The organism is Enterobacter sp. Ap-1006, from assembly GCF_011752835.1.
Taxonomy (GTDB): Bacteria; Pseudomonadota; Gammaproteobacteria; order Enterobacterales; family Enterobacteriaceae; genus Cedecea.
Map to the genome: position 1 here is coordinate 862,214 of NZ_VWWU01000003.1, position 25,412 is coordinate 887,625.

22 protein-coding genes are annotated in these 25,412 nt (G+C 55.4%); 9 read left to right on the top strand and 13 right to left on the bottom strand.

Annotation, left to right across the window (positions count from 1 at the left end):
* Positions 1 to 2,133, bottom strand: coding sequence for a TonB-dependent siderophore receptor (locus F3J28_RS12305; RefSeq protein ID WP_166876250.1), 2,133 nt, complete (start codon positions 2,131 to 2,133; stop codon positions 1 to 3).
* 180 nt (positions 2,134 to 2,313) lie between these two features.
* Between F3J28_RS12305 and F3J28_RS12310 the strand changes: the two genes are divergently transcribed.
* The 3 genes from F3J28_RS12310 to dcuR all read left to right on the top strand — a co-directional run bounded on the left by F3J28_RS12310 (position 2,314) and on the right by dcuR (position 5,481).
* Positions 2,314 to 3,078 (top strand): AraC family transcriptional regulator, encoded by a 765-nt coding sequence (locus F3J28_RS12310; RefSeq protein ID WP_166876253.1) that lies wholly within the window; start codon positions 2,314 to 2,316, stop codon positions 3,076 to 3,078.
* Between the two features lie 64 nt (positions 3,079 to 3,142).
* Positions 3,143 to 4,765: a sensor histidine kinase gene (locus F3J28_RS12315; protein ID WP_166876256.1), complete on the top strand. Its 1,623-nt coding sequence runs from the start codon at positions 3,143 to 3,145 to the stop codon at positions 4,763 to 4,765.
* A complete protein-coding gene (gene dcuR, locus F3J28_RS12320) occupies positions 4,762 to 5,481 on the top strand; it encodes a two-component system response regulator DcuR (protein WP_008454417.1) in 720 nt (239 codons plus the stop codon). The genes F3J28_RS12315 and dcuR overlap by 4 nt, the downstream gene beginning before the upstream one ends.
* On the opposite strand, the gene F3J28_RS12325 is transcribed toward dcuR, so the two are convergent.
* On the bottom strand, positions 5,462 to 6,430 hold the full coding sequence (locus F3J28_RS12325; RefSeq protein ID WP_166876258.1) for an FAD:protein FMN transferase: 969 nt from the start codon (positions 6,428 to 6,430) through the stop codon (positions 5,462 to 5,464). The genes dcuR and F3J28_RS12325 overlap by 20 nt on opposite strands.
* 58 nt (positions 6,431 to 6,488) lie before the next feature.
* Positions 6,489 to 9,269: a flavocytochrome c gene (locus tag F3J28_RS12330; RefSeq protein ID WP_166876261.1), complete on the bottom strand. Its 2,781-nt coding sequence runs from the start codon at positions 9,267 to 9,269 to the stop codon at positions 6,489 to 6,491.
* A 619-nt stretch (positions 9,270 to 9,888) separates the two neighbouring features.
* On the opposite strand from F3J28_RS12330, the gene F3J28_RS12335 reads away from it, so the two are divergent.
* From F3J28_RS12335 to F3J28_RS12360, 6 genes are all read left to right on the top strand, one after another.
* Entirely contained in the window at positions 9,889 to 11,400 is a 1,512-nt protein-coding gene (locus tag F3J28_RS12335) for an anion permease (RefSeq protein WP_008454410.1), read from the top strand.
* 55 nt (positions 11,401 to 11,455) lie between these two features.
* Positions 11,456 to 13,105: a class I fumarate hydratase FumA gene (gene fumA, locus F3J28_RS12340; RefSeq protein ID WP_008454408.1), complete on the top strand. Its 1,650-nt coding sequence runs from the start codon at positions 11,456 to 11,458 to the stop codon at positions 13,103 to 13,105.
* Positions 13,106 to 13,216: 111 nt separating this feature from the next.
* Positions 13,217 to 14,524, top strand: coding sequence for a sensor histidine kinase (locus tag F3J28_RS12345; RefSeq protein WP_166876265.1), 1,308 nt, complete (start codon positions 13,217 to 13,219; stop codon positions 14,522 to 14,524).
* Entirely contained in the window at positions 14,524 to 15,141 is a 618-nt protein-coding gene (locus F3J28_RS12350; protein ID WP_166876268.1) for a response regulator transcription factor, read from the top strand. Before F3J28_RS12345 ends, F3J28_RS12350 begins: the two co-directional genes overlap by 1 nt.
* A gap of 92 nt (positions 15,142 to 15,233) precedes the next feature.
* Positions 15,234 to 15,731 (top strand): GlcG/HbpS family heme-binding protein, encoded by a 498-nt coding sequence (locus tag F3J28_RS12355; RefSeq protein ID WP_008454402.1) that lies wholly within the window; start codon positions 15,234 to 15,236, stop codon positions 15,729 to 15,731.
* Between the two features lie 18 nt (positions 15,732 to 15,749).
* Complete coding sequence (locus F3J28_RS12360; RefSeq protein WP_166876271.1) at positions 15,750 to 16,433, top strand: outer membrane protein; 684 nt, start codon at positions 15,750 to 15,752, stop codon at positions 16,431 to 16,433.
* A gap of 35 nt (positions 16,434 to 16,468) precedes the next feature.
* On the opposite strand, the gene zinT is transcribed toward F3J28_RS12360, so the two are convergent.
* The 10 genes from zinT to F3J28_RS12410 all read right to left on the bottom strand — a co-directional run bounded on the left by zinT (position 16,469) and on the right by F3J28_RS12410 (position 25,366).
* Positions 16,469 to 17,113: a metal-binding protein ZinT gene (gene zinT / locus F3J28_RS12365; RefSeq protein ID WP_166866481.1), complete on the bottom strand. Its 645-nt coding sequence runs from the start codon at positions 17,111 to 17,113 to the stop codon at positions 16,469 to 16,471.
* A gap of 62 nt (positions 17,114 to 17,175) precedes the next feature.
* A complete protein-coding gene (locus tag F3J28_RS12370; RefSeq protein WP_166876274.1) occupies positions 17,176 to 17,370 on the bottom strand; it encodes a hypothetical protein in 195 nt (64 codons plus the stop codon).
* A 253-nt stretch (positions 17,371 to 17,623) separates the two neighbouring features.
* Positions 17,624 to 18,130, bottom strand: coding sequence for a GNAT family N-acetyltransferase (locus F3J28_RS12375; RefSeq protein WP_286178150.1), 507 nt, complete (start codon positions 18,128 to 18,130; stop codon positions 17,624 to 17,626).
* A gap of 50 nt (positions 18,131 to 18,180) precedes the next feature.
* Entirely contained in the window at positions 18,181 to 18,741 is a 561-nt protein-coding gene (locus F3J28_RS12380) for a helix-turn-helix domain-containing protein (RefSeq protein WP_166876280.1), read from the bottom strand.
* 65 nt (positions 18,742 to 18,806) lie between these two features.
* Positions 18,807 to 21,686 (bottom strand): autotransporter outer membrane beta-barrel domain-containing protein, encoded by a 2,880-nt coding sequence (locus F3J28_RS12385; protein WP_166876283.1) that lies wholly within the window; start codon positions 21,684 to 21,686, stop codon positions 18,807 to 18,809.
* Between the two features lie 29 nt (positions 21,687 to 21,715).
* Positions 21,716 to 22,324 carry a helix-turn-helix transcriptional regulator gene (locus F3J28_RS12390; RefSeq protein WP_166866544.1) on the bottom strand — a complete coding sequence of 203 codons (609 nt, stop codon included), beginning with the start codon at positions 22,322 to 22,324 and terminating at the stop codon, positions 21,716 to 21,718.
* A 627-nt stretch (positions 22,325 to 22,951) separates the two neighbouring features.
* Positions 22,952 to 23,455, bottom strand: coding sequence for a type VI secretion system baseplate subunit TssE (locus tag F3J28_RS12395; RefSeq protein ID WP_008454385.1), 504 nt, complete (start codon positions 23,453 to 23,455; stop codon positions 22,952 to 22,954).
* Entirely contained in the window at positions 23,442 to 24,242 is an 801-nt protein-coding gene (locus F3J28_RS12400) for a type VI secretion system accessory protein TagJ (protein ID WP_166876286.1), read from the bottom strand. The genes F3J28_RS12395 and F3J28_RS12400 overlap by 14 nt, the downstream gene beginning before the upstream one ends.
* Before the next feature lie 14 nt (positions 24,243 to 24,256).
* The gene (locus F3J28_RS12405) at positions 24,257 to 25,099 is read right to left on the bottom strand and encodes a TagK domain-containing protein (RefSeq protein ID WP_166876289.1); all 843 of its coding nucleotides are present in this window, start codon (positions 25,097 to 25,099) and stop codon (positions 24,257 to 24,259) included.
* 3 nt (positions 25,100 to 25,102) lie between these two features.
* Positions 25,103 to 25,366, bottom strand: coding sequence for a PAAR domain-containing protein (locus F3J28_RS12410; RefSeq protein ID WP_008454379.1), 264 nt, complete (start codon positions 25,364 to 25,366; stop codon positions 25,103 to 25,105).
* Positions 25,367 to 25,412: the final 46 nt, after the last annotated feature.

Here is a 25,412-nt window from a genome sequence, read left to right on the forward strand (position 1 = left end):
TTACCACTGGTAGCTTAACGTTGCCACGTACTGACGCTTAACCGCGTACTCACAGCCGTTGTTTTGGCAGGCTGCAAGGTAGGTTTTGTTCGTCAGGTTAGCGGCGTTAAGGGCAACCTGCCACTGGCGGTACTGCCAGCCGATGCGGGCGTCATACACCGTGGCGCCCGGCACCTGCAGCGAGTTATCCGTTGTCGCATAGCTTGGGCCGACATAGCGCACGCCGCCGCCGAGGGAGAAACCATCCAGCGGGCCGCTGAACGCGTACTGGCTCCAGAGCTTAGCCAGGTTGCGGGAAATGCCCATCGGGTGTTTGCCTTCGCTGCCGTCGTTCGCCTGCAGCACTTTCGGGTCGGTCAGCGAGTAAGAGGCGAGGATCTGCCAGGCTGGCGTGACGTTCACTTTGCCTTCCAGTTCGATCCCACGGGAGCGGATCTCCCCGGTCTGCACGCTGTAGTTCACATGATCGGGATCCGGCGTGGCGACGTTGGTTTGACGCAAATCGAACAACGCCAGGGTAAACAGCGCGTCCATACCGACCGGATCGTACTTCAGCCCAACTTCGGTCTGCTTGCCTTTGGTTGGCTTAAACGCATTGCCGTTAAACCCGGTACCCGCGCTTGGCACAAACGAGGTGGAATAGCTGATGTACGGCGCAATGCCGTTATCAAAGTGGTACAACAGCCCCGCGCGGCCGGTGGTGGCGTAGTCATTGCGCGTCTGGTGAGAACCGTCCAGCAGGTTGGTCGCTTTGGTCTGCGCGCTGTCATACCGCCCGGCGAGGCTCATCACCCAGTTGTCCAGCGTCAGCTGATCCTGCAGGTAAAGCCCCGTTTGATCCATCGTCGAATGGCTGTTGCTGGTAAACGCCGGGATCTCGACCGGCGTGCTGTAGTCCGGGTTGAGGTAATTCAGCGGCGCAGCGTCGCCGTAGCCCGCCTGGCTGCGCACCGAGGAGTGCATCACATCCACGCCGAGCAGCGCGGTGTGCGACACTGGGCCGGTATCAAAGCGGAACTCGCCCTGGTTATCCGCCGCAAAGTTGCTCATCGTTTCGGTAAGGTTCATGGAGTAGCGGTCAACCAGCGGCTGGGTTGGGTACGTCCCGAACGGGTACACCATGCGGTAATCGGCGCTGCTGCTGATGTAACGCACGTTCTGGCGCAGCGTAATGTTGTCGTTCAATTCGGTACGGAATTGATAGCCGATGCTGCCCTGCCTGCGGGTGTAGGTATCAAAGCCCGGCTGGCCGCCGTAGAAATGGGTGCCAATATTACCGTTCGGGTTGTTCACCAGCGTGCCTTTGACCGGCAGCATGTTGTAGAAACCGGTGTCAGGATCCTGGCGCAGCTGGGCCAGCAGCGTCAGGCTGGTGCGATCGTTTGGCTGCCAGGTCACGGACGGCGCAATGTCGTAGTGCTGGTACCGGGTGTGATCGACCTGCGTTTTGGTGTCGAAGAAGGTGCCCGCCACGCGGCCAAGCCACTCTTTGCTGTCGGTAAGCGGGCCGGTGACGTCAAAGCCTGTGCCAAACTGGCTGTTATTCCCGGCGCTGACGTAAACCTGGCCGCCCGGCTGGGCCTGCGGCGTTTTGCTGACAAGATTCACTACGCCGCCGGGGTTGGCCTGGCCGTAGAGCACCGAAGCCGGACCTTTGACCACTTCAATGCGGGAGAGCAGGAACGGATCCCACGCCGGGCGGCTCCACCAGGCTTCGCGCGGCAGGCGCAGGCCGTCCAGATATTCGTCGGCTTCAAAGCCACGCACCATGATGGTGTCAAAGCGGGTATCCGGGCCGGCATCTTCCGAGGAGACGCCCGCGACGTAGCGCAGCGTCTGGGGAATATTTTTTGCCGCCATGGCCGCGATTTGCGCCTGTGTCACCACCGAAATACTCTGCGGCGTGCGGCTAATCAGCGAGCTGGATTTGGTGCCAGCCACCGCCTCATGTGTCACCACATTGGTTTCATCTTCCTGCCCGGAAGAAGAAGGTGCCGTGGCCGTCACAACCATCGTGCTGTCCTGTGCCGCCGGTTTGTCCGCTGCATGGGCAAAGCCCGCGCACGCCGCAAAGACCGCACAACTTAACGCCTTTAAAGGCATGTTCCCGTTTACCCATCCGCCCTGTTTCATATCGACCGTATCATGTTATAAGAAGAGGATCGAAATGATAATTATTCACCTTTAAAAGAGAAGAGCACCCGTGGCAGAATAGCGCGATTGGTTGACGGGATATCGCAAAGCGGACAGAGATTGTCTTAACGCGCTACTGCATCATGAAATGGCGAGAATCGGACGAACGGCAGACAACAAATGATAAAGCAATTCACACAGCAGAGTCCGCAGGAAGCGTTTCTGGAAGTACGAGAACTCCATTATAGCGCAGGAAGCCAGGAGCCGTTTCACGCCCACGAGCAGGGCCAGCTGATTTACCCGGTCAGCGGCGTGGCGAAGATCCGCAGCGAGCAAAACGTCTGGGTCGTCGCCCCTGGCCACGCGCTTTGGCTGCCGGGGCGCCTGCCTCACGGCCTGGAAGCTATCGGCAACGTGGTCACCCACAATCTCTACATGACGCCAGCGGCTTCTGCCGCGTTCAGCCGCCACAGCCGCAGCTTGGCGGTCACGCCGCTGTTTCAGTCCCTGACCGTCGCTGGCCTGGAAAAACCCGCCGACCCGCAGCGAAGTCAGCTATTGCACGACCTGCTGCACAACGAGCTGCTGCGCCTGCAGGATATTGCCCTGTGCCATATCACCCTCCCCCACGACAGGCGTATTCGCCAGCTTTGCGATGCGCTGTGCAGCGACCTTTCCCAGCGGGAAACCCTGGCCTGGTGGGGAAAACGGGTCGGCGCAAGCGAAAGAACCCTGGCGAGGTTGTTCCGGGAAGAGACTCAGCTCAGCTTTACCGAATGGCGGCAGCAAATGCACCTGGTGGAAGCCGTCTGCCACCTTGCGCGCGGCACCACCATCAGCAATCTTTCCAGCACGCTCGGCTACGCCAGCAGCAGCGCGTTTATCGCTATGTTCAGGAAAAAGCTGGGCGTTTCCCCGCAGAGGTATATTGGCCGCTATCTCTGACACGGCTTTTACAATCCGGTTCCATCGGCGATAATCACCGTTTGCGCCCCGGACCGGAACAACCATGAGCGACACGAAGCCCCCGCAAACGACGGCCAAGCGCCCGATGAAACTCAGCACCTCGGTGACGCTGATGCTGTGCGCCGTTATCGGCTCGGTGCTGCTTGTGGTTTACGCCCTGTACTTTATCCAGATCAGCAACGCCACCCGCAGCGGCCTGAAAGATACCGCGCTGGCGGTGGCAAGAACCCTGGCCGACGATCCGACGATCAAATACGGCCTGACGCAGCCCCACAGCAAAGACATTATTCCGCCGGTAGCTACCCGCGTGCAGGAGCGTAACGACCTGCTGTTCGTGGTGGTGACCGACATGAACGGCATTCGCTATTCGCACCCCCAACCCGGCAATATTGGCTCGCATTTTATTGGCGACGACATTTTCCCGGCGCTGGAGGGCAAAGAGAATGTGTCGATCAACCACGGGGTGCTGGCGGAAGCCCTGCGCGTCTTTACGCCGGTCTATAACGAACAGCATAAGCAGATAGGCGTGGTCGCCATCGGCATTTCGCTGAGCAAAGTTGACGAGCAGATCAGCAAGAGCCGCTGGAGCGTGCTCTGGACTGTGTTGTTCAGCGCCCTATTCGGCTCGCTCGGCACCTGGGTGCTGGTGCGGGTACTGAAACGCATTCTGTTCGGCTTCGAGCCGTATGAAATCTCCGCGCTGTTCGAGCAGCGCCAGGCGATGCTGCAGTCCGTTAAAGAGGGCATTATCGCCGTTGACCGCGAAGGCCACGTGACGCTTATCAACCACGCGGCGCGCAAAATGCTGCTCTCCCCGGACGATTTCCGCCTCGGTAAAACCGTGCCGCCGGGGCCGCTGGTGGCCACGCTGTGCGAAGTGCTGCACACCGGCACGCCGATTCAGGACAGGCAAATCATCAGCTACGGCCGCCTGGTCTTGTGTAATGCGGTGCCAATTCGTATAAATAATCAGGTGATCGGCGCCATCAGCACCTTCCGCGACAAGACTGAAATTAATTTGTTGACCCAGCGTGTAGACGGCATGGTGAATTATGTCGACGCGCTGCGCGAACGCTCGCACGAATTTATGAATAAGCTGCACGTCATTCTTGGCCTGCTGCAGCTTAAACATTACGACAAGCTTGAAGAGTACATTCTGCAAACCGCCAGCAATTACCAGACGGAAATTGGCACGCTGCAGAGCAAAATTAAGTCGCCGGTGATTGCCGGGTTCCTGATTGGTAAGATTAACCGCGCGCGGGAAGCGGGCCACCATCTGGCGCTTGCCGACGAATGCCAGCTGCCGGACAACCCGAACGAACTTCAGGTGATGGCGCTGATTACCGCGCTGGGCAACCTGATAGAAAACGCGCTGGACGCGATGGGCGACCAGCCTGATGGGGAAGTGGGCGTGCTGCTGCACTACCAGAACGGCGTGCTAAGCGTGGAAGTCAGCGACGACGGACCGGGTATCGATCCGGACCATATTCAGTCTATTTTTGACAAAGGATACTCCACCAAAGGCGAGCAGCGTGGCGTGGGGCTGTTCCTTGCCAGGCAGCAGCTTGAGCGCCTTGGCGGCAATATTCAGGTGGAGTCAGAACCCGGCGTCTTCACCCAATTCTTTGTGCAGTTACCCTGGGATAGTGAAAGGAACAATGCGTGATTAATGTCTTAATTGTTGATGATGATGCGATGGTCGCGGAGCTTAACCGCGCCTACGTCAGCCAAATCCCGGGCTTTAGCTGCTGCGGTTCTGCCTCCACGCTGAAACAGGCGCGGGAGATGGTCAGCAACCCGGAGCTAAAAATAGATCTGATCCTGCTGGATGTGTATATGCAGCAGGACAACGGCCTGGATCTGCTGCCAACGCTGCGCGAAGCGGGAAAAACCATCGATGTGATCGTTATCTCCTCGGCGGCGGACGCGGCGACTATCCAGAAGTCGATGCACTACGGCGTGGTGGATTACCTGATCAAACCGTTCCAGTTCCCGCGCTTTGAAGAAGCGTTAACCAACTGGCGTGAAAAGAAAAACCTGATGGGCACCCACAAATACTACGAGCAGGCGGATGTTGACAGACTGCTGCACGGTGGCTCCCCGGTGGTGGCGGACGCCAAGCGCCTGCCGAAGGGGCTGACGCCGCAAACGCTGCGCACCATTTGCCAGTGGATCGACACCCATCCGACGGAAGAGTTCTCCACCGACGAGCTGGCGGCGGCGGTGAATATCTCTCGCGTGTCATGCCGTAAGTATCTGATCTGGCTGGCGCAGATCAATATCCTGTTCACCAGCATTCATTACGGCATGACCGGCCGCCCGGTGTACCGCTATCGCCTGCAGGCCGAACAGCTTGGCCTGCTCAAGCAGTACTGCCAGTAATCAGCCGGTAGCTGTCATCCAGTAACGTAAAGCGGAACTGGCTGGCGGAAGAGAGAATAATCTCTCGCTGTTTGGTGACAAAAATCGCCTCGATATCGGGGCGATTCGCCAGCACGGCGCAGCCCTTTTCTAAACCCATCCCGTAAATCAACGTCGTCCAGATGTCCCCATCCAGCGAGTCAGTCGAGACGATCGTCACGCTATCCAGGTCGTTATCCAGCGGGTAGCCCGTGCGCGGGTCGAGAATATGGTGATAGCGTTTGCCGTCCAGCTCGAAATAGCGCTCGTAAACGCCGGATGTCACCACCGATTTGTTCGCCACCTCAATCACGCCCAGCATCTCTTCCGGGTCGCTAAACGGCTTTTTCAGCCCGATGGACCAACCGCCTTCCGGCGAGCCCAGCGTCTGCACGTTGCCGCCGAGGTTAATCAGCCCCTGCGCCACGCCCTGCCGCTGCAAGAAGTCGCGTACCCGGTCGGCAATATAGCCCTTGGCTATCGCGCCCAGGTCTATTTCCATGCCGCGATGTGCCAGATAAACGCTGCCTTCGGCTTCGTCCAGCACCACCTGATGCGGCTGCGTGCGCGGCAGCAGCGCGACGATGTCTTCTGCCGGTGGAACGCTATCGCCCTTGAAACCAATCTTCCAGCGCTTCACCAGCGGGCCAATGGCGAGATTAAAAATACTGTCGGGGAACTGGCTGGCGGCTTTGGCGCATTTGATTAGCTCGAACACCGGACGGCTGACGGCAACCGGATGTTTGCCCGCCGCGTGATTAATGCTCATCACCTGGGATTCGGCCCGGTTCACGGTGAGCAGATCTTCGTATTGTTTGATCAGGCGGAACACCTGAGAGGCGAGAGTTTCGTTGGGTTCGAACAGCTTGAGGAGAATGGGCGAGCCCATTAAAACGGCGGAGTAGCCATAAACACCTTCGGGTTGCGACATAGCGGGCTCCTTTTGCTGAAAAGGTTGCGCCCCGGCGAGAGCCGGAGCGCAGTTGGGCTTAGCGTTTTGCCCAGCTTGCCGCCTGATGGCCCGCCAGGGTACCAAAGACAATAATATCCGCCACCGCGTTACCGCCGATGCGGTTGCCGCCGTGAATACCACCGGCCACTTCACCCGCCGCGAACGCGCCAGGGATAACCTGATGCTGTTTATCCAGCACTTCGGTTTCGGCGTTGATGGTCACGCCGCCCATGGTGTGGTGCACCCCAGGGGCGATGCGGATGGCGTGGAACGGGCCATCTTTAATCGGGTTGCGCAGCGCGGTTTTACGGCCAAAATCTTCGTCGTACTGATTTTCCACGAAGCCGTTGTAACGCTCAAGCGTGGCGAGGAAGGCGTGGTAATCCATTCCCAGTTTCTCCGCCAGTTCGCGAGGCCCTTGGGCGCTGACCACAAAGCCTTTGGCGATGTACTCATCTGCCGCTTTGTTTTTAGTGCGAACGTTCTCGTCGAACACGATGTAAGCGTATTTCTCCGGCAGCGCGATAATCTGCGCCGACACTTTATCTCGGGTTTCCATTTCGTTGAAGAAGCGGCTGCCTTTTTGGTTCACAAGGATGGCACCGCCGCCGCGAATGGACTCGGAAATCAGGTACGAGGTGGTTTGCTCCACGGTTGGGTGAATCTGTATTTCGCCCATATCCACGGTGCCTGCGCCCAGTTTTTCCAGCAGCGCGATACCGCCGCCCGTGGCGCCTTTGTGGTTAGTGGTGACAAAGCCTTCCAGATCCGGGCGGTATTTCACCACCATCGAGCTGTTGGCGCTGAAGCCGCCGGTCGCCACGATCACGCTTTTCGCGTGGATGGTTAGCGCTTCGTTTTCGTCCGTCAGCAGCGCCACGCCGCTGACTGCGCCCTGGTCAAACAGGATTTCCGTTACCGCCGTTTCCATCAGCACGTCGATGCTGCGTTTGTTGATGTTACGCAGCAGGCCGCTGATCAGGTAGCCGCCGACCGCCGATCCGTCACGTGGGCGGTGGGTGCGATCAATGCTCATCCCGCCGGTGGTGGTGATGTCGTTCAGCATGATGCCGCGATCCGCCAGCCACTCAATGGCCTGCGGGGCGTTTTCCACAAAGCGGTGCAGCAGCTCTGGGTTATTTTTGTTGTAGCCGCCTTTCAGGGTTTCGGCATAGAACAGCTCTTTGCTGTCGAAGATACCTTTGACGCGCTGGAAGCGGGTTTCCGCCGCGTTCATCCCGGCAGATGCCTTAACGGTGTTCCCGCCGATGGACGGCATCTTCTCAACGATCAGCACGCTGGCACCTTCGTCGTGGGCCTGAATCGCCGCCGCCAGACCGGCACCGCCGCTGCCGACCACAACCACGTCGTAGCTCTGCGGGGCGCTAACGCCGCCGCTTTCTTCAAACGCCTGCTGCTTGCTGGATTTCACCATCGCTTTAGAAACGGCTTTTTTCACCGCTTCGCTCTGGGAAGTCGCGCCGGAAATGGCATCCACAAACGGCGAGTTGGCGGTCAGGATACGGGTACGAATTTCTTCGAAGTTAGTGGTGAACTCCACGTCGTCCTGCGGGCCAGCAGCCAGCGCGATATCGGCGATGCGATCGCTGTCGAGGCTGACGTTAATCACCAGTTGGTTGACGTCATCGCTGACGGTTTCTTCGAAGATCCCCGGTTTAAATTTAGAGGCACCGCCCATGCTCATGTCACGGATCATTGCCTCGACCAGCGAGAAGCGCCACAGCGGCTCAGGGATGGTCAATTCTTCGCGTTTGGTGCTGTCGATAAACAGATCCAGCACTTCGCCGTTGGCAATGCGGGCAGTCCAGTCCGGGTAGGCAATGCAGGCGCGGCCTATGGCCACCAGGTCATACCCGTGCTCCAGCGCGGTTTCCACGTCGGAAGCATTCACGATGCCGCCCACGCCCATCACCGGGATCTGCGCCAGCGCGTCGGAGCGCATTGCACAGTATTTGTTGATCAGCGGCGTCGGGTCGGTGGTGTCGTTAATGGACGGACGCAGCGAGTAACCCAGAGAGAAGTGCAGGTAGTCCAGGCCTCGCGCGGCCAATTTCTCCAGCAGGTACATGGTGTCGTCGAAACGAATCCCAGGCACCTCAAGCTCTTCCGGGGAGAAACGGTAGCCGATGATGAATGCATCGTCAGCAAACTGACGCACCATCTGATGGGTGATATCCAGCACGGCAAGCGGGAACTTAGCGCGGTTGTCGCGGCTGCCGCCCCATTCGTCATCACGCTGGTTTGAGTTCGGGGAGTAGAACTGTTGAATCAGATAGGTGTTCGCGCCGTGGATTTCCACACCGTCGAAACCAGCCTGAATGGCGCGGCGAACGGCCTCACCAAATTTAGTCACCATGCCCGCCACTTCTTCTGTGGTCAGGGCACGCGGCGTTGCAGCGCCGTCACGTGGTGCGGCCAGCGCGCTTGGGCCAACCGGCGTGCGGCCACCGATGAGTTTAGGGTCGACCATGCGGCCGCCGTGGTAAATCTGCAGCAGGGCTCTGGAGCCTTCAGCTTTAATCGCGGCGGCGATTTTCGCCAGGCCAGCAATTTTTTCGTCGGTGTCTATCCCGATAGCGCCAGGGAAGGCCAGGCCTAAATCGTCAATAAAGCAGCATTCCACCACGATGGTACCGATGCTCCCGGCGCGGACGCGGTAGTACTCCACCAGCTCTTCGGTCACGGTGCCATCAAAATACCCGGTACAGGTAGTCATCGGTGCCATTAGCAGACGATTTTTTAACGCCGTACCGTTAGGTAAAGTAAATGGGCTTAACATGTTTTTGTCGGTGCTCATAATGTCGACTCCAAACTTTAAAATTTAAAACTGAGAATTCGGTTGCTGGCACTATTTTCGTTCTGGTTATTGGCCATTTCGCATATCAACAATATAAGACTATTTTTAGTTACCAAACTATTTACGTTAGTTTAAAAACTATTGAAGAACCGTAATAACACAATTACCCACAACGTGTTATTAATTAAAATATAAAAGATAACAGCTTATTAAATTAATATAACATTTTAGTTACCTACCAGATGCACACCGTGAACACACGCCAGACCATGCGGCAAGCGGAATCGAGTCAGCAAAAAACATCAAAAATGACCTGAGCGCCGCTTTTTTAATGATCAAACTGATAACTTTTCGCCGTAAATAACCCTGCTAAAACACGAACTATTATTTTTTACGAAAAGAATAACCAGAATCTGTTTTTTTGATCTCGATCAATTGTCATATACCCCGAAAGCGCAATATATAACTATCCATAAAATTTAATTCACCGCCGATAAAAAGCGATGAATACCTATTTCCGTAACCGCTAACCAAGAACATTTAATTAATAAAGTAAGTTTAAAAACTAAAGTAAGCGGAAATATAAAACGAATCCTTAACTCCTTATAACGGTGTCATTATGAGTGTAATAACCACCAATCTACCGCCGCTCAAAGAGAGCAATAAAAAAGCAGGCAACAACAAACGTTGGCTGATGATGGCCCTGCCCATCATTGTGGCGCTGTTGCTGATGCTGGTTCCGGTCCCGGACGGCCTGCCGCCGTACGCCTGGCACTTCTTCGCTGTCTTCGTCGGCGTTATCGTCGGGCTTATCTTCGAGCCGCTGCCGGGCGCCGTTATCGGCCTGACCGGGATCGTCGTCATTTCGCTCGGCAGTCAGTGGCTGCTGTTCAGCCCGGAGCAAATGGCCGACCCGAAATTCAAGCTGGCGGGTGCCTCCTTTAAATGGGCGGTCAGCGGCTTCGGGAACTCCACCGTCTGGCTTATCTTCGGCGCATTTATGTTTGCTGCCGGTTACGATAAGACCCAGTTTGGCCGCCGACTGGCGCTGATTCTGGTGAAATACCTTGGCCGCCGCAGCCTGACGCTGGGCTACGCCATTGCTTTCGCCGACCTGCTGCTGGCACCGTTTACCCCGTCCAACACCGCACGCAGCGGCGGAACCATCTACCCGATTATCGCTAACCTGCCGCCGCTGTATGGCTCAAAACCTAATGACCCAAGCGCGCGTAAAATCGGTTCTTACCTGATGTGGGTGGCTATCACCGCAGCCTGTATCACCAGCTCAATGTTCCTCTCTGCGCTGGCCCCTAACCTGCTGGCGCTGGCTTTGGTGAAAAGCATCGTTGGCATCAACATCTCCTGGGGCATGTGGTTCCTTGCCTTCCTGCCGCTGGGCCTGCTGTTACTGCTGACTATGCCGCTGCTGGCTTACTGGCTCTACCCGCCTGAAGTGAAAGTGAACGACGAAGTGCCAAAATGGGCGAGCCGTGAACTGGAAAAACTGGGCAAGCTGTCACGCAACGAAATCCTGCTGCTGGTGTTCGTCTGCTCCGCGCTGGTGATGTGGATCTTCGCGGCAAGCTGGATTGAACCTGCGCTTGCGGCCCTGCTGGTTATCGTGCTGATGCTGTGGACCGGCGTTCTGAACTGGAACGACATCACCAATAACAAAGCGGCGTGGAACACCTTCGTCTGGTTCGCCACCCTGGTTGCCCTGGCCGATGGCCTGTCTTCTACCGGCTTTATCTCCTGGCTGGGTAAAGAAGGCGGCGCGCTAATGACCGGTATCGCCCCAGGCACCGCGACCATTGTCCTGCTGCTGGCGTTCTACCTGCTGCACTACCTGTTTGCGAGCACCACCGCGCACACCACCGCGCTGCTGCCGGCGATGCTGACCATCGCCTCCACCATTCCGGGCATGAATATGGAAGTGTTCTGTCTGCTGATGGTGACCTCGCTGGGTATCATGGGCATCATCACCCCATACGGCACCGGCCCAAGCCCTATCTACTACGGTAGCGGCTACCTGCCAACCAAAGATTACTGGCGCCTGGGCACCATCTTCGGTGGCCTGTTCCTGGCCGCGCTGCTGGTGATTGGTTATCCGTGGATGTCCCTGATGTTCTGATTTAAAGCCGCTGGAGGGCAACCTCCGGCGGTTTATTTTTATGGAGTAACGAGCTATGTCGAACAAACCTTTTGTTTACCAAAATCCCTTCCCGCTGGCGCATGACGACACCGAATATTACCTGTTAACCCGCGACCACGTTTCCGTCAGCGAATTTGAAGGCCAGTCCATCCTTAAAGTTGAGCCACAGGCGCTGACCCTGCTCGCTCAGCAGGCGTTTCACGATGCGGCGTTTATGCTGCGTCCGGCGCACCAGCAGCAGGTGGCGGATATCCTGAGCGACCCGGAAGCCAGCGAAAACGATAAGTACGTCGCACTGCAGTTCCTGCGTAACTCAGACATCTCGGCCAAGGGCATTCTGCCGACCTGCCAGGATACGGGCACCGCTATCATCATGGGCAAAAAAGGCCAGCGCGTCTGGACCGGCGGTGGCGATGAAGCGGCGCTGTCTCAGGGCGTGTACAACACCTACATAGAAGATAACCTGCGCTACTCCCAGAACGCCGCGCTGGATATGTACAAAGAGGTGAACACCGGCACCAACCTGCCTGCACAAATTGATCTCTACAGCGTGGACGGCGATGAATACAAATTCCTGTGCGTCGCCAAAGGCGGCGGTTCCGCCAACAAAACCTATCTGTATCAGGAAACTAAAGCACTGATCACCCCGGCGAAGCTGAAAAATTACCTGGTGGAGAAAATGCGCACGCTGGGCACCGCAGCCTGCCCGCCGTATCACGTCGCGTTTGTGATTGGCGGTACCTCCGCAGAATCCACGCTGAAAACCGTGAAGCTGGCGTCGACCCATTACTACGACGGCCTGCCAACCGAAGGTAACGAGCACGGCCAGGCGTTCCGCGACGTGCAGCTTGAGCAAGAGCTGCTGAAAGAAGCGCAGGAGCTTGGCCTGGGCGCGCAGTTCGGCGGCAAATACTTCGCCCACGATATCCGCGTCGTTCGTCTGCCGCGCCACGGCGCATCCTGCCCAATCGGCATGGGCGTCTCCTGCTCCGCCGACCGCAATATCAAGGCGAAAATCAACAAAGACGGCATCTGGATTGAGAAGCTGGAAAGCAATCCGGGCAAATACATCCCGGAAGAGCTGCGCCAGGCCGGAGAAGGCGAAGCGGTGAAAGTGAACCTGAACCGCCCGATGAAAGAGATCCTCGCGCAGCTGTCCGACTTCCCGGTGTCCACTCGCCTGTCGCTTAGCGGTACCATCATCGTGGCACGCGACATCGCCCACGCGAAGCTGAAAGAACGCCTCGATAACGGCGAAGCGCTGCCGCAGTACGTGAAAGATCACCCGATCTACTACGCTGGCCCGGCTAAAACGCCGGAAGGTTACGCTTCCGGTTCCCTGGGCCCAACCACTGCAGGCCGCATGGACTCCTACGTAGACCAGCTGCAGGCCAACGGCGGCAGCATGATCATGCTGGCCAAAGGCAACCGCAGCAAGCCAGTGACCGACGCCTGCCACAAACACGGCGGCTTCTACCTCGGCAGCATCGGCGGCCCGGCAGCGGTGCTGGCGCAAAACAGCATCAAGAGCCTTGAACTGGTGGAATACCCTGAGCTGGGTATGGAAGCTATCTGGAAAATCGAAGTGGAAGACTTCCCGGCGTTTATCCTGGTGGATGACAAAGGCAACGACTTCTTCCAGCAGATTCAGAACAAACAGTGCGCGGGCTGTAACAAGCACTGATTTCAGTGAATACTGATAATAAGGCGGGCGCTACGGTGCCCGCTTTTTTTTGCCCCAAAGTTACCCCATACTGAGGCCATATTTCAGCCAACGCCAACGCAAGGACTTCACATGTTAAGGATAATCAGCTGGCTACTGCTCACGCTGCTTAGCTGTGCGGGACTTGGCGCCTGGTTTTTACAGCAGCAGTACGAAGATAAATCCGCCGACTTCCGCATTCTTTACCGCGAAATCACGGTTAAGCTGTCCCAGCACGATGCCATCATTCCTCTGCTGCCCGTCAGCCAAAACGCCGTTGAGGTGCAGCACATTCTGCCGCAGATCGTCGAGTGGCGGCGGCATGACAACCCGGAGCCTCGCCTGGCGATTGTGCCAGAAGCCAATGGCCGCTACTGGCTGAACCGCCCTAACCTCTCGCTGCTGATCGATCTCCCGACGCTGCTCGACACCCTGGGCGAGAAAAAGACGTTTCAACACCTCAGCATCAGCTGGAATAACACTCTTCTTTGCGAACAGGGCACCGCCAACAAGGGTTACTGGCAGTGGGATAAAACCGTGGCCAGCCAGACGCAGCCGTTTTTAGTTTCGGCCAGCGACAGCCCGGCATGGGCGAAACTGCCCTGGTGGCTGATAGCATCCCCGGCGCTGTTTTGGGCGCTGGCGATCTACCTGCTGACGCAATATCAGGCTAACAAACGCCGCCGGGACATTGCCGACCTGCGCGCCCGCTACGCCGAACTGACGCGCCTCAATACCATGGGAGAATTGGCGGCCGGCATGGTGCACGAGCTGAACCAGCCGCTGAGCGCCATCATGAGCTATAACCAGGCAGCAGTACGGCTGATTAAACAGGATAATCCGGCTCAGGTACCAGAACTGCTGGACGCCGCCGTGCTGCAGATAAAGCGCATCGACGGCCTGCTTAGCCAATTTCGCCAGAAGCTAACCAGCGAACGCGCCGAGCACCAGCGGGTCGATCTCCCGTCGCTCTGGCAGCGCGTATGCACACTGTTGGATAACGAACTGAGCCACAGCAAAATCCGCGTCACCAGCCATTTTGCCAATGACCTGCCGCCGCTCATCGCCCCGCCGCTGTGGGTTGAGCAAATCCTGCATAACATCGCCAGCAACGCGATTCAGGCACAAACCAACGGCGCAGGCTGGGTACACCTGGAGGCAAGCTCGGATAATAACGGCATCGCGCTGACGGTAACCGACGGCGGGCCGGGGCTTTCTCCTGAGGCGCTGGAACAGGTCTTTATTCCGTTCTTCACCACCCGAGCGCAGGGCGTCGGGCTGGGGATGGCGCTCGCCGACACGCTGGTACAGCGCCTGAACGGCACCATTGAGGCCGGCAACACATCAGCAGGCGGAGCCTGCTTCCGCCTGTGGTTCCCGCTTAAGGATGAGGAGAAATAATGGCACCATGTATCTGGCTGATTGACGATGACGCCGCCATTCGTGACTCGCTGAGTCTGCTGCTTGCCACCGTCGGTTGGCAAACCCAGGCTTTTGACAGCGCCCAGGCGTTTCAGCAAAACGCCGGTGACTTAAGCCAGCTCGACGGCTGTATGCTGCTCGATATCCGCATGCCAGGGAAAACCGGGCTGACGCTGCTGGAGGAGTGGACGCAGCAAGGCCTGGCGCTGCCGGTGATTATCATGACCGGACACGGCAACATCGATTTATGCCGCCGCGCCTTTAAGAACGGTGCCTTTGAATTCCTGACCAAGCCGGTTGATGCCGATCTGCTGTTCGAGGTCGTGGGTGCCGCAATGGAACAACAGAAAGCGAAAGTTGAAGCCCGGCAGCAATGGCAGCCGCTACAGGAAAAGCTGGCCACGCTTACCGCGCGGGAAAAAGAGATGCTGGGGCAGCTTATTCAGGGCTATTCCAGTAAGGAGATCGCGCAGCTGTGTTCGCTGTCGCCGCGCACCGTGGAAGCGCACCGCGCCAATATTTTCTCCAAACTGGAAGTCAACTCGCTGCCCAAACTGCTGAAAACCTACGGCGACATCGCCAAAGAGACTAAGTAAAACTACCTGGAAAGTTAGGTGTTCGCGCCAATTTCCCGCTATCTCCGCGTTGCATAGTATTGCCCCATAGCCAACAACTCTGGAGCAACATCATGAAACGTCTTCTGTTAAGCGCCCTGCTGCTGGGCGGTCTTGTCTCCACGGCCAGCGCCGCCACCGGCGTGCTCAGCCAGAAAAACATCTCCCTCGACCTCGCCGATAAGCTGGCGCAAAACGTCCTTCAGGCCTGTGCCAAAGACAACTACAACGTGGCGGTCACCGTGGTCGATCGTTCAGGCACGCCGCTGGTGATGAAGCGCATGGACAACGCCGGGCCGCATACCGTGGAAGCCAGCCGCATGAAGGCCTTCACCTCGCTGACCACCAAAAACCCAACCGACAACGTGATGAAGGGTTCCCAGTCCAATGCAGGCGCGGCCAACCTGCGTGATATTCCAGGCTTCCTGCTGCTGGCGGGCGGCGTGCCGGTGAAGTCGGGTGAACAGGTGATTGGCGCGGTCGGCGTCGGCGGCGCACCGGGCGGCCATCTGGATCAGGCCTGTGCCCTGGCAGGCTTAAACAATATTGAGAAAGAACTGAACGCGGGATAACACCACAAGGAGCAGGACATGCATGACAAGAAAAACTTACTGACGCTGGCGCTTCTGCTGAGCGCAGGCCATGCCGCCGCAGCCACCAGCGATGAAGGCTACTACGCTTCGGCGAAATATGTACACAGCGAGCAGCGCGCCAGTGACCAGGACACCAGCAGCCGTCCCGGCGTTGGCCAGTTTGTTGGCGGTAAAGAGAAAGACAGGCTCGGCGGTGCGTCACTGGCGGCTGGCTACCAGTACGGCAACGGCTGGCGCACCGAAGGAGAATACACTTTCCGCCAGAAAACTGAATTTACCAGCGGCTCAACCGCCTTCCCGACCAGCCTGAACCACCTGAAGCTGAACACCGAGCGGCTGATGCTGAACGTCTATCGCGATTATGACATTGGCTATGGCGTGTCGCTGTTTGGCACCGCTGGCTTAGGTATTGCGAAAGTGAAGGCCGGCGGCTGGCAGGGCAACGCCGCCCGTGAGTACGCCGACAGCACGCAAAACAATCTCGCTTATTCGCTGGGCGCGGGCATCAGCTACTCACCGGTCGCTCGCCTGAGTTTCGACGTGGGCTATCGCTACGTGGATATGGGGAAAGTGGAAAGCGGCTATAACACCTTCGGGAACGTGCGTGGCCTGAAGGATGAGCAGATGAAAGCTCGCCTGGCCTCCAGCGAGTTCACTCTGGGTGCTCGCTACCTGTTCTAACAATAAGGCGGCCACCGGGCCGCCCTTTTACATTGTTAGTGATGCAGCATCTCGTCCACAACCTGCGCTTTGGTCATGTTGTACGGGTAATAGGTCGGCCAGTTATCCATCTCTTTCAGCAAAGCATCTTGTGATTCGCTCCCCATAAAGATATGGAAATGCTGCGACTGGCGCGGGGCGATAATATGGTCGCTAAACTGCACGAACTTTGGCGCTTTGGACTGCGCATCTTTACACTCAAACAGGTAGCGAACGCCCTTCTTTCCCGAGGCATAGGTCAGGATTTTATGCCCTGCGTAATCATAGCGGCAGCTTTGCACCGCTTTGCCGACGTGAAACTCGATGACATTATTTTCAATCCCTATCATCTCCACGTCAGTCGCATAGCCCTTTTGATAATACGCCCGATACTCCGCCACGCTTTTGCCGCTCTTTTTGGCTTTTTTCTCCAGCACCGGGTCGAGGTCGCCGCTCAGCAGCAGGGGATTGACCGACTGCCAGATCCCGTCCCAGTCGGACAGCGCGCGATCTTTCACGTTAACGTCGTCAAAGATCCCTTCGCTCGCCTTTTGTTCCACTTCCGTGAGCGGTTTGCCGTGATGGTGGCCGTGCGCCAGCGCCTGATGGCTCGCCAGTAACACGCCCATGCCCAGAATAAACGCCGATTTTTTCATGATCATACTGTTCCCCTGTGTATTCCTTACACGAAAAAGAAAACGTTATAACATAACAAATCACGAAATCAACTCCGGGCTGCGGTGAACGTGCCCGGCTCCTGCCGAAGACGCACTCTTTCGCTGTAAAGCGCCAGCAGCATACCGGCCAGGCAAAGCGCGCCCATCAGCAAAAATATCCCTCTCTCCAGCCCGGCCATCAGCCCTAAAGAGAACACCATTGGCCCCAGGCTACTGAGCGAGTGGGCTACACGGCAAACCATCGCCTGCACGGCACGGGTCTGGCAGGCTATGGCTGGGTAGACCTTGCTCGTATCTGGATTAAAAATAATGAACTGAATGTGTCCTGATGTGATACGCGTGGGACAGAAATAAAAATAACGATCCCCCGAACTTTATATAGGCTCACGTACAGGCTTATAGGAATGAAGGGCAAAAATAGAAGACAGCAGGTTGGAACTCAGCCTCTATCATCCAGATAGTTGGGCTATAGATTTAAAACCTGATTCCCCCAGGCTAAATACTTCTGCCGAGAATGTATAAAGTGCTGGCTTGCGTGGCGCTGGAAAACGTTTCGTTTGTTAGGTGGCGCATGCCCTGGGCCTCATAAAAGCGCCGGGCGCCTTCGTTCCCTTCCAGAACCTGTAGCCAGAGATAATGCTGTTCTCGCCGCCGCGCCAGCCGAAGCATTTCTTCGAAAATCAGCTTGCCGTAGTTTTTCCCCGTCTCACCTGGGGCGAGGTAGAGCTTATTAAGCAGGGCGCCGGAAAACGAATGCTCCGGCACCGGCAGGTTCCAGCTGATTTTGGCAAATCCCACCGGCTTTTCTACCTCAGCAATAAACCAGCTGACCTCAGGGCAGGCCAGGCTCTCGGCCAGCGTCTGCGGAGCGTATTCCTCTTCAATAAAAGCCTGAAGCTCCTCAGCAGAAACCCAGTGTCGCTCAAAGTGATGGCGATAACTTTCGCTCCCCAACTTCGCTAAGAGCGGCACATCTTCCAGCCTTGCTTTACGTATTTTCATACTCATGCCTTTCCCCCAACAAAGAAGATTTTTGCCATCAAAATTTGAATTTAAGCGATAGCGTCTAATAACTTAACCTTAAAGTAGAGCTCCGCGAAACTTTTCACCTGGAGCTTACTCATTGCTGAACGCTTATGGAGGCTGATCTGCCGAATCGTTATGCTGAGAGAGTCTGCAATCATGGCGGGCTTATAGCCTTTTAACAAAAAGCGAATAACATTTATTTCATCGCAGTCTAAACGGCAGTACGGGCAGGAAGGCACGATACGCTGCCTTTTAGGGTACAGTATTTTCGCAATGGCTGAGTTGATTTTTCCGCCGATCGTATAACAATCATCGCTCAACGAAATAAAATAGATTTCTTCCCTGTACCAAATATCCTGAAGGAAAGTCTTCGCCCGGTCGGAACAAAATATGATCGACGGCGAAGGTATTCTGTGTCGAAACACGCTGTTATAAAGCGCGTAGGCGTTATTTTCTGTAAAAATAAAAAACGGGATAAAACGCTGTCCGGTGATCCAGATACCCCATTCGGTGTAGTCGAGATGCATTCTTTCTAACAGCGTTAACAATCCGTCCAGATAAAAACATTCCTTTGCAACGATTCTCATATCCGTCATCACCTCAACCCATAAAAAGCATTCGGGCAGGCGCTAGCCTGCCCGAATTTAAGGGCTTAGAAATTGTATTTCATACCAAACATCGCCGCAGCGTCGCTGTAGCCCGCATCCCCTATCTGCACGCCGACATTGCCCCACAGATTCACCCGGGCGCTGATCTGCCCCTCGAGCCCAACTTTGGCTTCTGCAATATTGGTCGCGCCATTCTGGCCGATGCGAACCTCATCAAGGGTTGTCGCAAAACTGCGCGTGTTGTGCAGCCAGTTCAGCTCAACAAAGGGCTGGAACTCACGCTGCTTATGGCCATCGCGTGCGTGGTGGCTTTTGAGCCAGGTTTTAACCCCTAAGCGGGTCAGCACATTGCCGTCCCCCTCCTGGCGGACGCGGGTGCCGTTCTCCTCCTGATGCTTGTCTGCGCGAACGCCCATCCAGACCGCCTGGGCGTGCGGCTGCACAAACCATTCGTTGACGGTACCCTGGCTGCCCCAAAACTGGCCCAGTTTCCAGGCATAACCTGCTTCCAGCGAGGCGGTTATCCCATGCGACTTATAGGTTTCCGTCGCAAGGCTATCGCCCTTCACTTCGTTATTAAACCAGCCGTACTGAAGCCAGCTGTCCAGCCATGCGCCGGTGCGATCCTCTTCGTTAGCGTACCAGGTGCCGTAGCCGCCAATACTGTAGCCGTCCACCGTGCCTTTTGAACGATAGCCGCTGGATCCATTCTCCGTCGTGCTGCTGTTTTTCCCGTAACCCGCCATAACCCCGACATGCCAGCGGTCGGTGCCGTCCGTGCTCCAGCGGGCCACGTCGCCGCCCATCTGCGTCAGGTAACGGTTACTTTGTGTTTTTAGCTGCCCGCTGCCATCGCGCCAGACATTGTGGCCGCCAACCTGGCGTAGCCAAAGACTGGTCACCTCCCGCTGGCCGGTTAACGCATCAATAAATTGCGTCTCTCCGAGTCGGTCATGCAGGGTCATGATAAACAGGTTATTCGCTGCCGCGAGGTTAGCCGTATAGCTCCCGCCCTCAGGTCGAACGATCGGATCGACTTTCGGTTCAGGTGCCGGCTCGGGGGTAGGTTCGGGATCCACCGGGGTAAGCTGGCTGGTGAGATACCAGCTGTCGTTTTTCCGAACCAGATCGTAGTCGTAGGCTCCCGCAACAATACGACCCGCCTTAACGAAGCTGCCCTGGGACGTTCCCTGCACATCAACCAGTTCGATGCCTTCCACGGTACTGGCCCCGTGTCCCCCCAAATTATTCACGCTAACGTGCGTTGTGCCGGGCAGAACGTCGCCCTGAACTATCAGCTTATTCGCCGGAGAATTATCGTCGCCAAGCACGCTGTTCATCACCATCTGCCCGCCATCACCGGCGTAATCGCCTGCTACGGTAAGCGAGTCAAAATTGTTCTCGTCGGTAAAAACGAGCGTGCCATTATTGGTCAGTTGCCCAACGACAGAGCGGTTATTGATATTCCAACGGCTGCTCTCGTCGAGCATCAGCGAGGATGCATGGGTCACGGCTCCCGTCAGCACGGAGCCGGATGTCAGATTTACCGCCACGCTATTGGCCGGATCGTCCACCACAATGTCACCTTTCAGCGCACTGCTGGCGGCATTAAATGTCACCATGCTGTAGACGTTGTTGACGCCGCTGGCCCCGTCATCATAGTGCTCAACCGTCATCAGCTGGCCGTTGCCACCGCTGATGTCGGAATCCTTGACGTTCAGCAGCAGCTCGGTCGCCGTAACGTCAATGGCCCGAGCCTGGGCGGTATTCAGCCCCACATTTTCCAGCGTCACGGTGTTACTGATTGCCGTTGACGATGAACTGCCATTCACATAGAGGCCGCTCGCGTCCTCTCCTGTGGTAGAAATCGTGCTGTGCCTGACGTCAAGCTCTCCCCCCTGGCTCCAGAGGCCAAAACTTGTTTTGCCCGTGGTTTCGATCTGCACATGGTCCGCTTTGATTTGCGCATTGGGGTAGGCCAGCAGGCCCGGGGCAAGCTCGCCCGACGTCGAGATATGGCTATTTGTTAAGCTGCCTTGCCCACCGCGGGCGGTAAACATGCCCACGCTGCCTTTGCCCGAAGTGGTGACAGACAGGTTATCGCCGGTAATCAGGTATTCGCTGTACAGACCGTGGGCATTATCCCCCAACGTTTCAATGGTACTGCGGGTCATCCGGGCCTCACCCCGCTGGGCATTAACGGCAATTGCGTTATCCCCTTTTGTGGCGATTTTCGCGTTGTTCACTGCGACGGAGGAGTCCCTGGATGCCACCCAGAAGGCATCGCTGTATGCGCCTTCGGTACTGAAAGTACCGCCTTCAATCGCAATTTTTGCGGCTAAATTCGCGTTAACCGCGTAGCTGTGATCGCCCTCAGTACTGGCAGAGACGTTATTCAGCGTCAGCTCCCCGGCCATCACCCTGATAGCATCGCCGCCCTGTGTGGCGATCGCCCCATTGGATGCCTGCACCACCGACGTTCCCTGGTTTGCCGTCCAGTAACCGTCCAGCACCAGACCCAGCGCGTTGTCCTGCCCGGTAATGTTAAATTTATCTAATGTTCCAAGGCTGTCATTGGCAAAGTAAACCCCGCTGCCGCCCTTGCCGGTCACGTTGACCTGCAAGTCCTGCACGTTGAATTCGCTATTATCTATCCACGCGCCTCCCCCATTCTTTCCGGAACTATTAAGAACCAATTGAGAGGCAGAGACGGTCGCATTATTTCGCGCCTGGACAATAAAATTGCCTGTAACCTCATTATTCAACGTCGTGTTGCTTAGGGTGCTATTACCGCCGTTGATAATAATCGTGTCATTATTGGCCGCCCACGCGGGCGAACAGCTGGCCGCAAGTACGCTTAAAATACACAGCCGTTGGGGCAGTAAGGGGTTTAATCTCCATTTGATGTATATTTTATACTTCATTTTCAATTCCTTTTAAGTTGATCATTGCCTCACAGGCAAAGGGTGTTTCTTTCATCGCGTCCGCAGCGGGCAATAAATGATGCAAACCGATAAAATTCGGCTCTATTTGCCGCCCCCATTTTTCGGCTGGCGTTACGATAATGCGTGCTAATGGTTTTTCTTGAGCGATTAAGGATCCTTGAAATATCGGTGCTGTTGTACCCCCGACCAATCAGAATCATTACATTATTTTCAGTATCAGAGAGCTGTGCATATTTCTTTAGCCCCAGGCTCCAGTAGGCCTCTTCCTTGTTGATGAGCAGGTTATAATCCGAACGCGCAATCGCAAGTATCTTGCCGATCTTCATGGATATGTCGTTAAGCGTTTGGTTTCTGGTTAAAAATGGAACATGGACAATTATTTTTTCATTCTCCTTGTATCCGCCATCAAACGAAACTTCATTATTCCGTTGGTTATTAATTTGAATCGTTACTCTGTCATCCTGAAAGATAATGTTAGCGATGTCATAACTCATTTCTTCGGACGGTAATAAAAAACAGACCTCACCGAGGCTTTCCTCAGCAAGTTGGTTAGTAATTAAGAGGCTCAGTCCCGATGTCTGGTAATAGTTAGAATCCAATAATAATATGTTCAACATACTTCACACCCATGTGTTGCGATTCCCATCCAAGTTGCAGCTACTCCAGGGCATACGAAATGCTTGTCAGAAAAGACAAAGTGAGCGAATAGAAACAACTTATGGTAAGTTAAGCCATTCAGACATAACCTATCCGGCCCCTGACGTAATGCCTTCCTTAAATATTTTCCTCCATACGAAGATGAGAAAGATTAAGCTAACATACTGTTAAAGCTAGAAAAACAGCCTATATGATTAAACCAACCAGAGATAGAGACTAATTTTAATGAGACACAAAAAATTGGTGCAGGAGGATAAACGCCCCTCCTATTCTTAGATTAAGACTTTGTTGGAAGTCGGACTTAAGTTTACCCCCAACCCATAAAACGATCAAATATATCATTAACATGCGTTTTTTCAAAATTATCGTCTAGGTAATAGGCTTAAATATAGTTTTTTAAACTACAAACAATAAAAACAGCCGCGCACATTAATATAATGCGCAGCAATTTATTACACAGGAAGCATGGGGATTTATCTTATGAGGATATTTTGAGATAAGTAGCCAGGAAAAAAGCCCGACCACATTTCTTAAAGATAAGAATACCCAGAAATGGGCATACCCCAAAGAGTAAATCTGTGATGCACTTATAGCAACTTCAAATCGACTTTTTCAGACTCAAAGTCATAGCGACCGCTCATGCATAAATCAACCGGCCTGGGCTGCCAGTATATGAGCCCGCGGATCTCGAACGGTATAACGGCATGCCGGGCTACACCCTCCTTATCCTGCAGTGAGCGGACGATAAGCGTCTCAGGAATAATTCTTGGCTCAAAGCGTAAAATAGTGTTACGAATCGTTTTTTCTATAACACTCCAATTCTTGTGATTTTCCTGGGTGCCTATCAAGGCCGGCACCCCATAATTGAGAACAGAAGCCATAATTAGCTTATGTTGCTGCTCATTTAGTCTATCTTCTATATTGGTATGATTAATAAGATCAACAATCTCCTTTTGAACCAGACTCCGCATCCCCTTTATGTCAATTAATCTCGCGCGATCGTGAGGACTTTTGGGTTCATCGTCCTGCAGGCGCTGTAGCAGCGTGGGAAGATATTGCTGCTTTCGTTCTGAGGGATTATTCGAAAACAATGTCGCCAACTTCCATTATTGAACGATCGCTAATATCGGTCACCAGCACTTTACGCCCGGTCCCCGCCGAAAGATCTTCAGACAGCGTTATCCACTCTGTTTTCAGTCCCAGTTTATTTTGCTGATCGTCCTGAGGTTCTACGGGGTAACGGGCAGGGATATACCCGTGGTATACCTCATCGGCAACCTTGATGGTTGCAGGCAGCCAAATCAGATCAAGCAAATCGCCAGGGGTGGAAACGCTGAGCGTTTGTATTGAGGCAAACGGCAGCCAACGATAGCCCCCTGCACAAATAAATTCGCAGACCGGCCCCAGGCGGCCATCGCTGTCGGCTATCCACTTGAACGCCGCCAGCGTGTCGCTTTGCCCTGCGCTTTCAGGCGCAAGCTCAAAAGCCTCACCGCGAGAAAGCGCCGCGAGTCGGGTCTGCCCCTGATAATGCTCGACGTTCGCCTGATGCAGCTTTTCCATCCATAACGGCATTTCTCCCTGCAGCGTCGCAGCCTGCCGTTCACCGGTTAAAACCTGCAAACGCTGCATTTCGCTGAAGACCAGATTTTTATACAGCTCTGTCTGCTTGTGCAGGGCATCGTCCAGCAGCGCCAGGGTTTGCAGCTGCAACAGCGCCTTGTCCCAGCTCCCCTCGACGCAGTAGAGCTTAAACAGCACTTCACGAGCTTTAAGATCCTGTGGATTCGTTTTAACCTGCGCCAGCACCTGCTCCAGCAGCGCATTCAATGACGCGTTTTTAAGCGCCTGGGTAAGTGAAGTAAAATCCTGCATCATGACAATTCCTTTTATTAGTAATAAGAGTCCAGACCCACTTTGTTGAAGTCCTGAAATACCAGCTCAGGCACCGTATTTTTTCCTTTGGCCGCAATGTGCTCGGGCGACAGGGCAAGCAGCAAGTCGGTTTTTTCCTCCTCGCTAAAAATGTCATCCGCCGCTTCGCCGCGTTCCAGCTCAGGCCACACCTTCTCCATGAGAAAATCTTTAGCAACAATACATTCGGTCAGCGTCTTGCCTTTGATTTGCGCGTTGACATCATCAAATCGAAGATCCGTTTTGATGATGTAATCGGCGTGCTGAGCCATTCCACCTGAATAGCCGCCATCCTGCTCGCGCCAGATGAGAAAACGCTTGTATTCAACCTCAAGCGTTTTCAGCACATCATTGCCCCTGGCCTGCGCGAGGATAACGTCATTGAAATAGCGTAAGTCGTTGATGTAATGCCCGCCGTTGGGCAGGATATCTTCAACCTCAGGCACCTTATTCGCAGACTGCCATGCCCCGCCGGGGTAAATCAGCCGATAGAAAGTTTGCTCATCGACGTCAGTGCTGTCCTGGCTGACAAAGCCCAGTTTGAAGTGGCCTAGCTGCAGCTGGCTTTTATCGTTCAGCGGCTGGCTGCACCCATAGGCCACTTCGCAGCCATCAAGCAGGCACACATGGTGCAAGCAAAGGCTTAACATCACCGGTCTTGCCAGATGCCAGTAGAAGATGACGGCATCCTGCCCGGAATGGGCGTTATGGATGCCGAAACAGCCACTGGCTACATCAAACACGGCAGCCGTCTCGGCCGTCAGGTTTCTGGGCAGCGCGACAGGCGGGCGTGAAGCAGGCCATTCAAAGTGAATATTCACGGCTTAGCCTATGTAGACATCGCCGGAACCGGTGGCGACAACCGCGCCGCAGCCGGTCACGTCCCCCAGGCGCGCTGCCGGTAAACCGTTGATAAAGACCGACCCGGAGCCTGTCGCTACGGGGGCCGCCCCGTGCCCCAAAGCACAAGGCGCGACGCTCATACCAGCCATTGCCGCCGGCAATCCGTTGATATAGACGTCACCCGATCCACTGCATAATGCTCCGCCATGCGCGGTCGCATCGCCTACTCGTCCTGCGTTTTGCATCGTTCGCTCTCCTTAATAAAACAGTCAGGGCGGAGGCAAACGGACC

What these genes read in the sequence shown, in the direction of transcription:
- F3J28_RS12410 (WP_008454379.1), bottom strand. Translation starts at nt 25,366, where the DNA reads ATGCAAAACGCAGGACGAGTAGGCGATGCGACCGCGCATGGCGGAGCA.
- F3J28_RS12330 (WP_166876261.1), bottom strand. Translation starts at nt 9,269, where the DNA reads ATGAGCACCGACAAAAACATGTTAAGCCCATTTACTTTACCTAACGGT.
- F3J28_RS12400 (WP_166876286.1), bottom strand. Translation starts at nt 24,242, where the DNA reads ATGATGCAGGATTTTACTTCACTTACCCAGGCGCTTAAAAACGCGTCA.
- F3J28_RS12380 (WP_166876280.1), bottom strand. Translation starts at nt 18,741, where the DNA reads ATGAGAATCGTTGCAAAGGAATGTTTTTATCTGGACGGATTGTTAACG.
- F3J28_RS12335 (WP_008454410.1), top strand. Translation starts at nt 9,889, where the DNA reads ATGAGTGTAATAACCACCAATCTACCGCCGCTCAAAGAGAGCAATAAA.
- F3J28_RS12315 (WP_166876256.1), top strand. Translation starts at nt 3,143, where the DNA reads ATGAGCGACACGAAGCCCCCGCAAACGACGGCCAAGCGCCCGATGAAA.
- F3J28_RS12360 (WP_166876271.1), top strand. Translation starts at nt 15,750, where the DNA reads ATGCATGACAAGAAAAACTTACTGACGCTGGCGCTTCTGCTGAGCGCA.
- F3J28_RS12385 (WP_166876283.1), bottom strand. Translation starts at nt 21,686, where the DNA reads ATGAAGTATAAAATATACATCAAATGGAGATTAAACCCCTTACTGCCC.
- fumA (WP_008454408.1), top strand. Translation starts at nt 11,456, where the DNA reads ATGTCGAACAAACCTTTTGTTTACCAAAATCCCTTCCCGCTGGCGCAT.
- F3J28_RS12370 (WP_166876274.1), bottom strand. Translation starts at nt 17,370, where the DNA reads ATGGTTTGCCGTGTAGCCCACTCGCTCAGTAGCCTGGGGCCAATGGTG.
- F3J28_RS12390 (WP_166866544.1), bottom strand. Translation starts at nt 22,324, where the DNA reads ATGTTGAACATATTATTATTGGATTCTAACTATTACCAGACATCGGGA.
- F3J28_RS12305 (WP_166876250.1), bottom strand. Translation starts at nt 2,133, where the DNA reads ATGAAACAGGGCGGATGGGTAAACGGGAACATGCCTTTAAAGGCGTTA.
- F3J28_RS12325 (WP_166876258.1), bottom strand. Translation starts at nt 6,430, where the DNA reads ATGTCGCAACCCGAAGGTGTTTATGGCTACTCCGCCGTTTTAATGGGC.
- zinT (WP_166866481.1), bottom strand. Translation starts at nt 17,113, where the DNA reads ATGATCATGAAAAAATCGGCGTTTATTCTGGGCATGGGCGTGTTACTG.
- F3J28_RS12355 (WP_008454402.1), top strand. Translation starts at nt 15,234, where the DNA reads ATGAAACGTCTTCTGTTAAGCGCCCTGCTGCTGGGCGGTCTTGTCTCC.
- F3J28_RS12350 (WP_166876268.1), top strand. Translation starts at nt 14,524, where the DNA reads ATGGCACCATGTATCTGGCTGATTGACGATGACGCCGCCATTCGTGAC.
- F3J28_RS12345 (WP_166876265.1), top strand. Translation starts at nt 13,217, where the DNA reads ATGTTAAGGATAATCAGCTGGCTACTGCTCACGCTGCTTAGCTGTGCG.
- F3J28_RS12310 (WP_166876253.1), top strand. Translation starts at nt 2,314, where the DNA reads ATGATAAAGCAATTCACACAGCAGAGTCCGCAGGAAGCGTTTCTGGAA.
- F3J28_RS12375 (WP_286178150.1), bottom strand. Translation starts at nt 18,130, where the DNA reads ATGAAAATACGTAAAGCAAGGCTGGAAGATGTGCCGCTCTTAGCGAAG.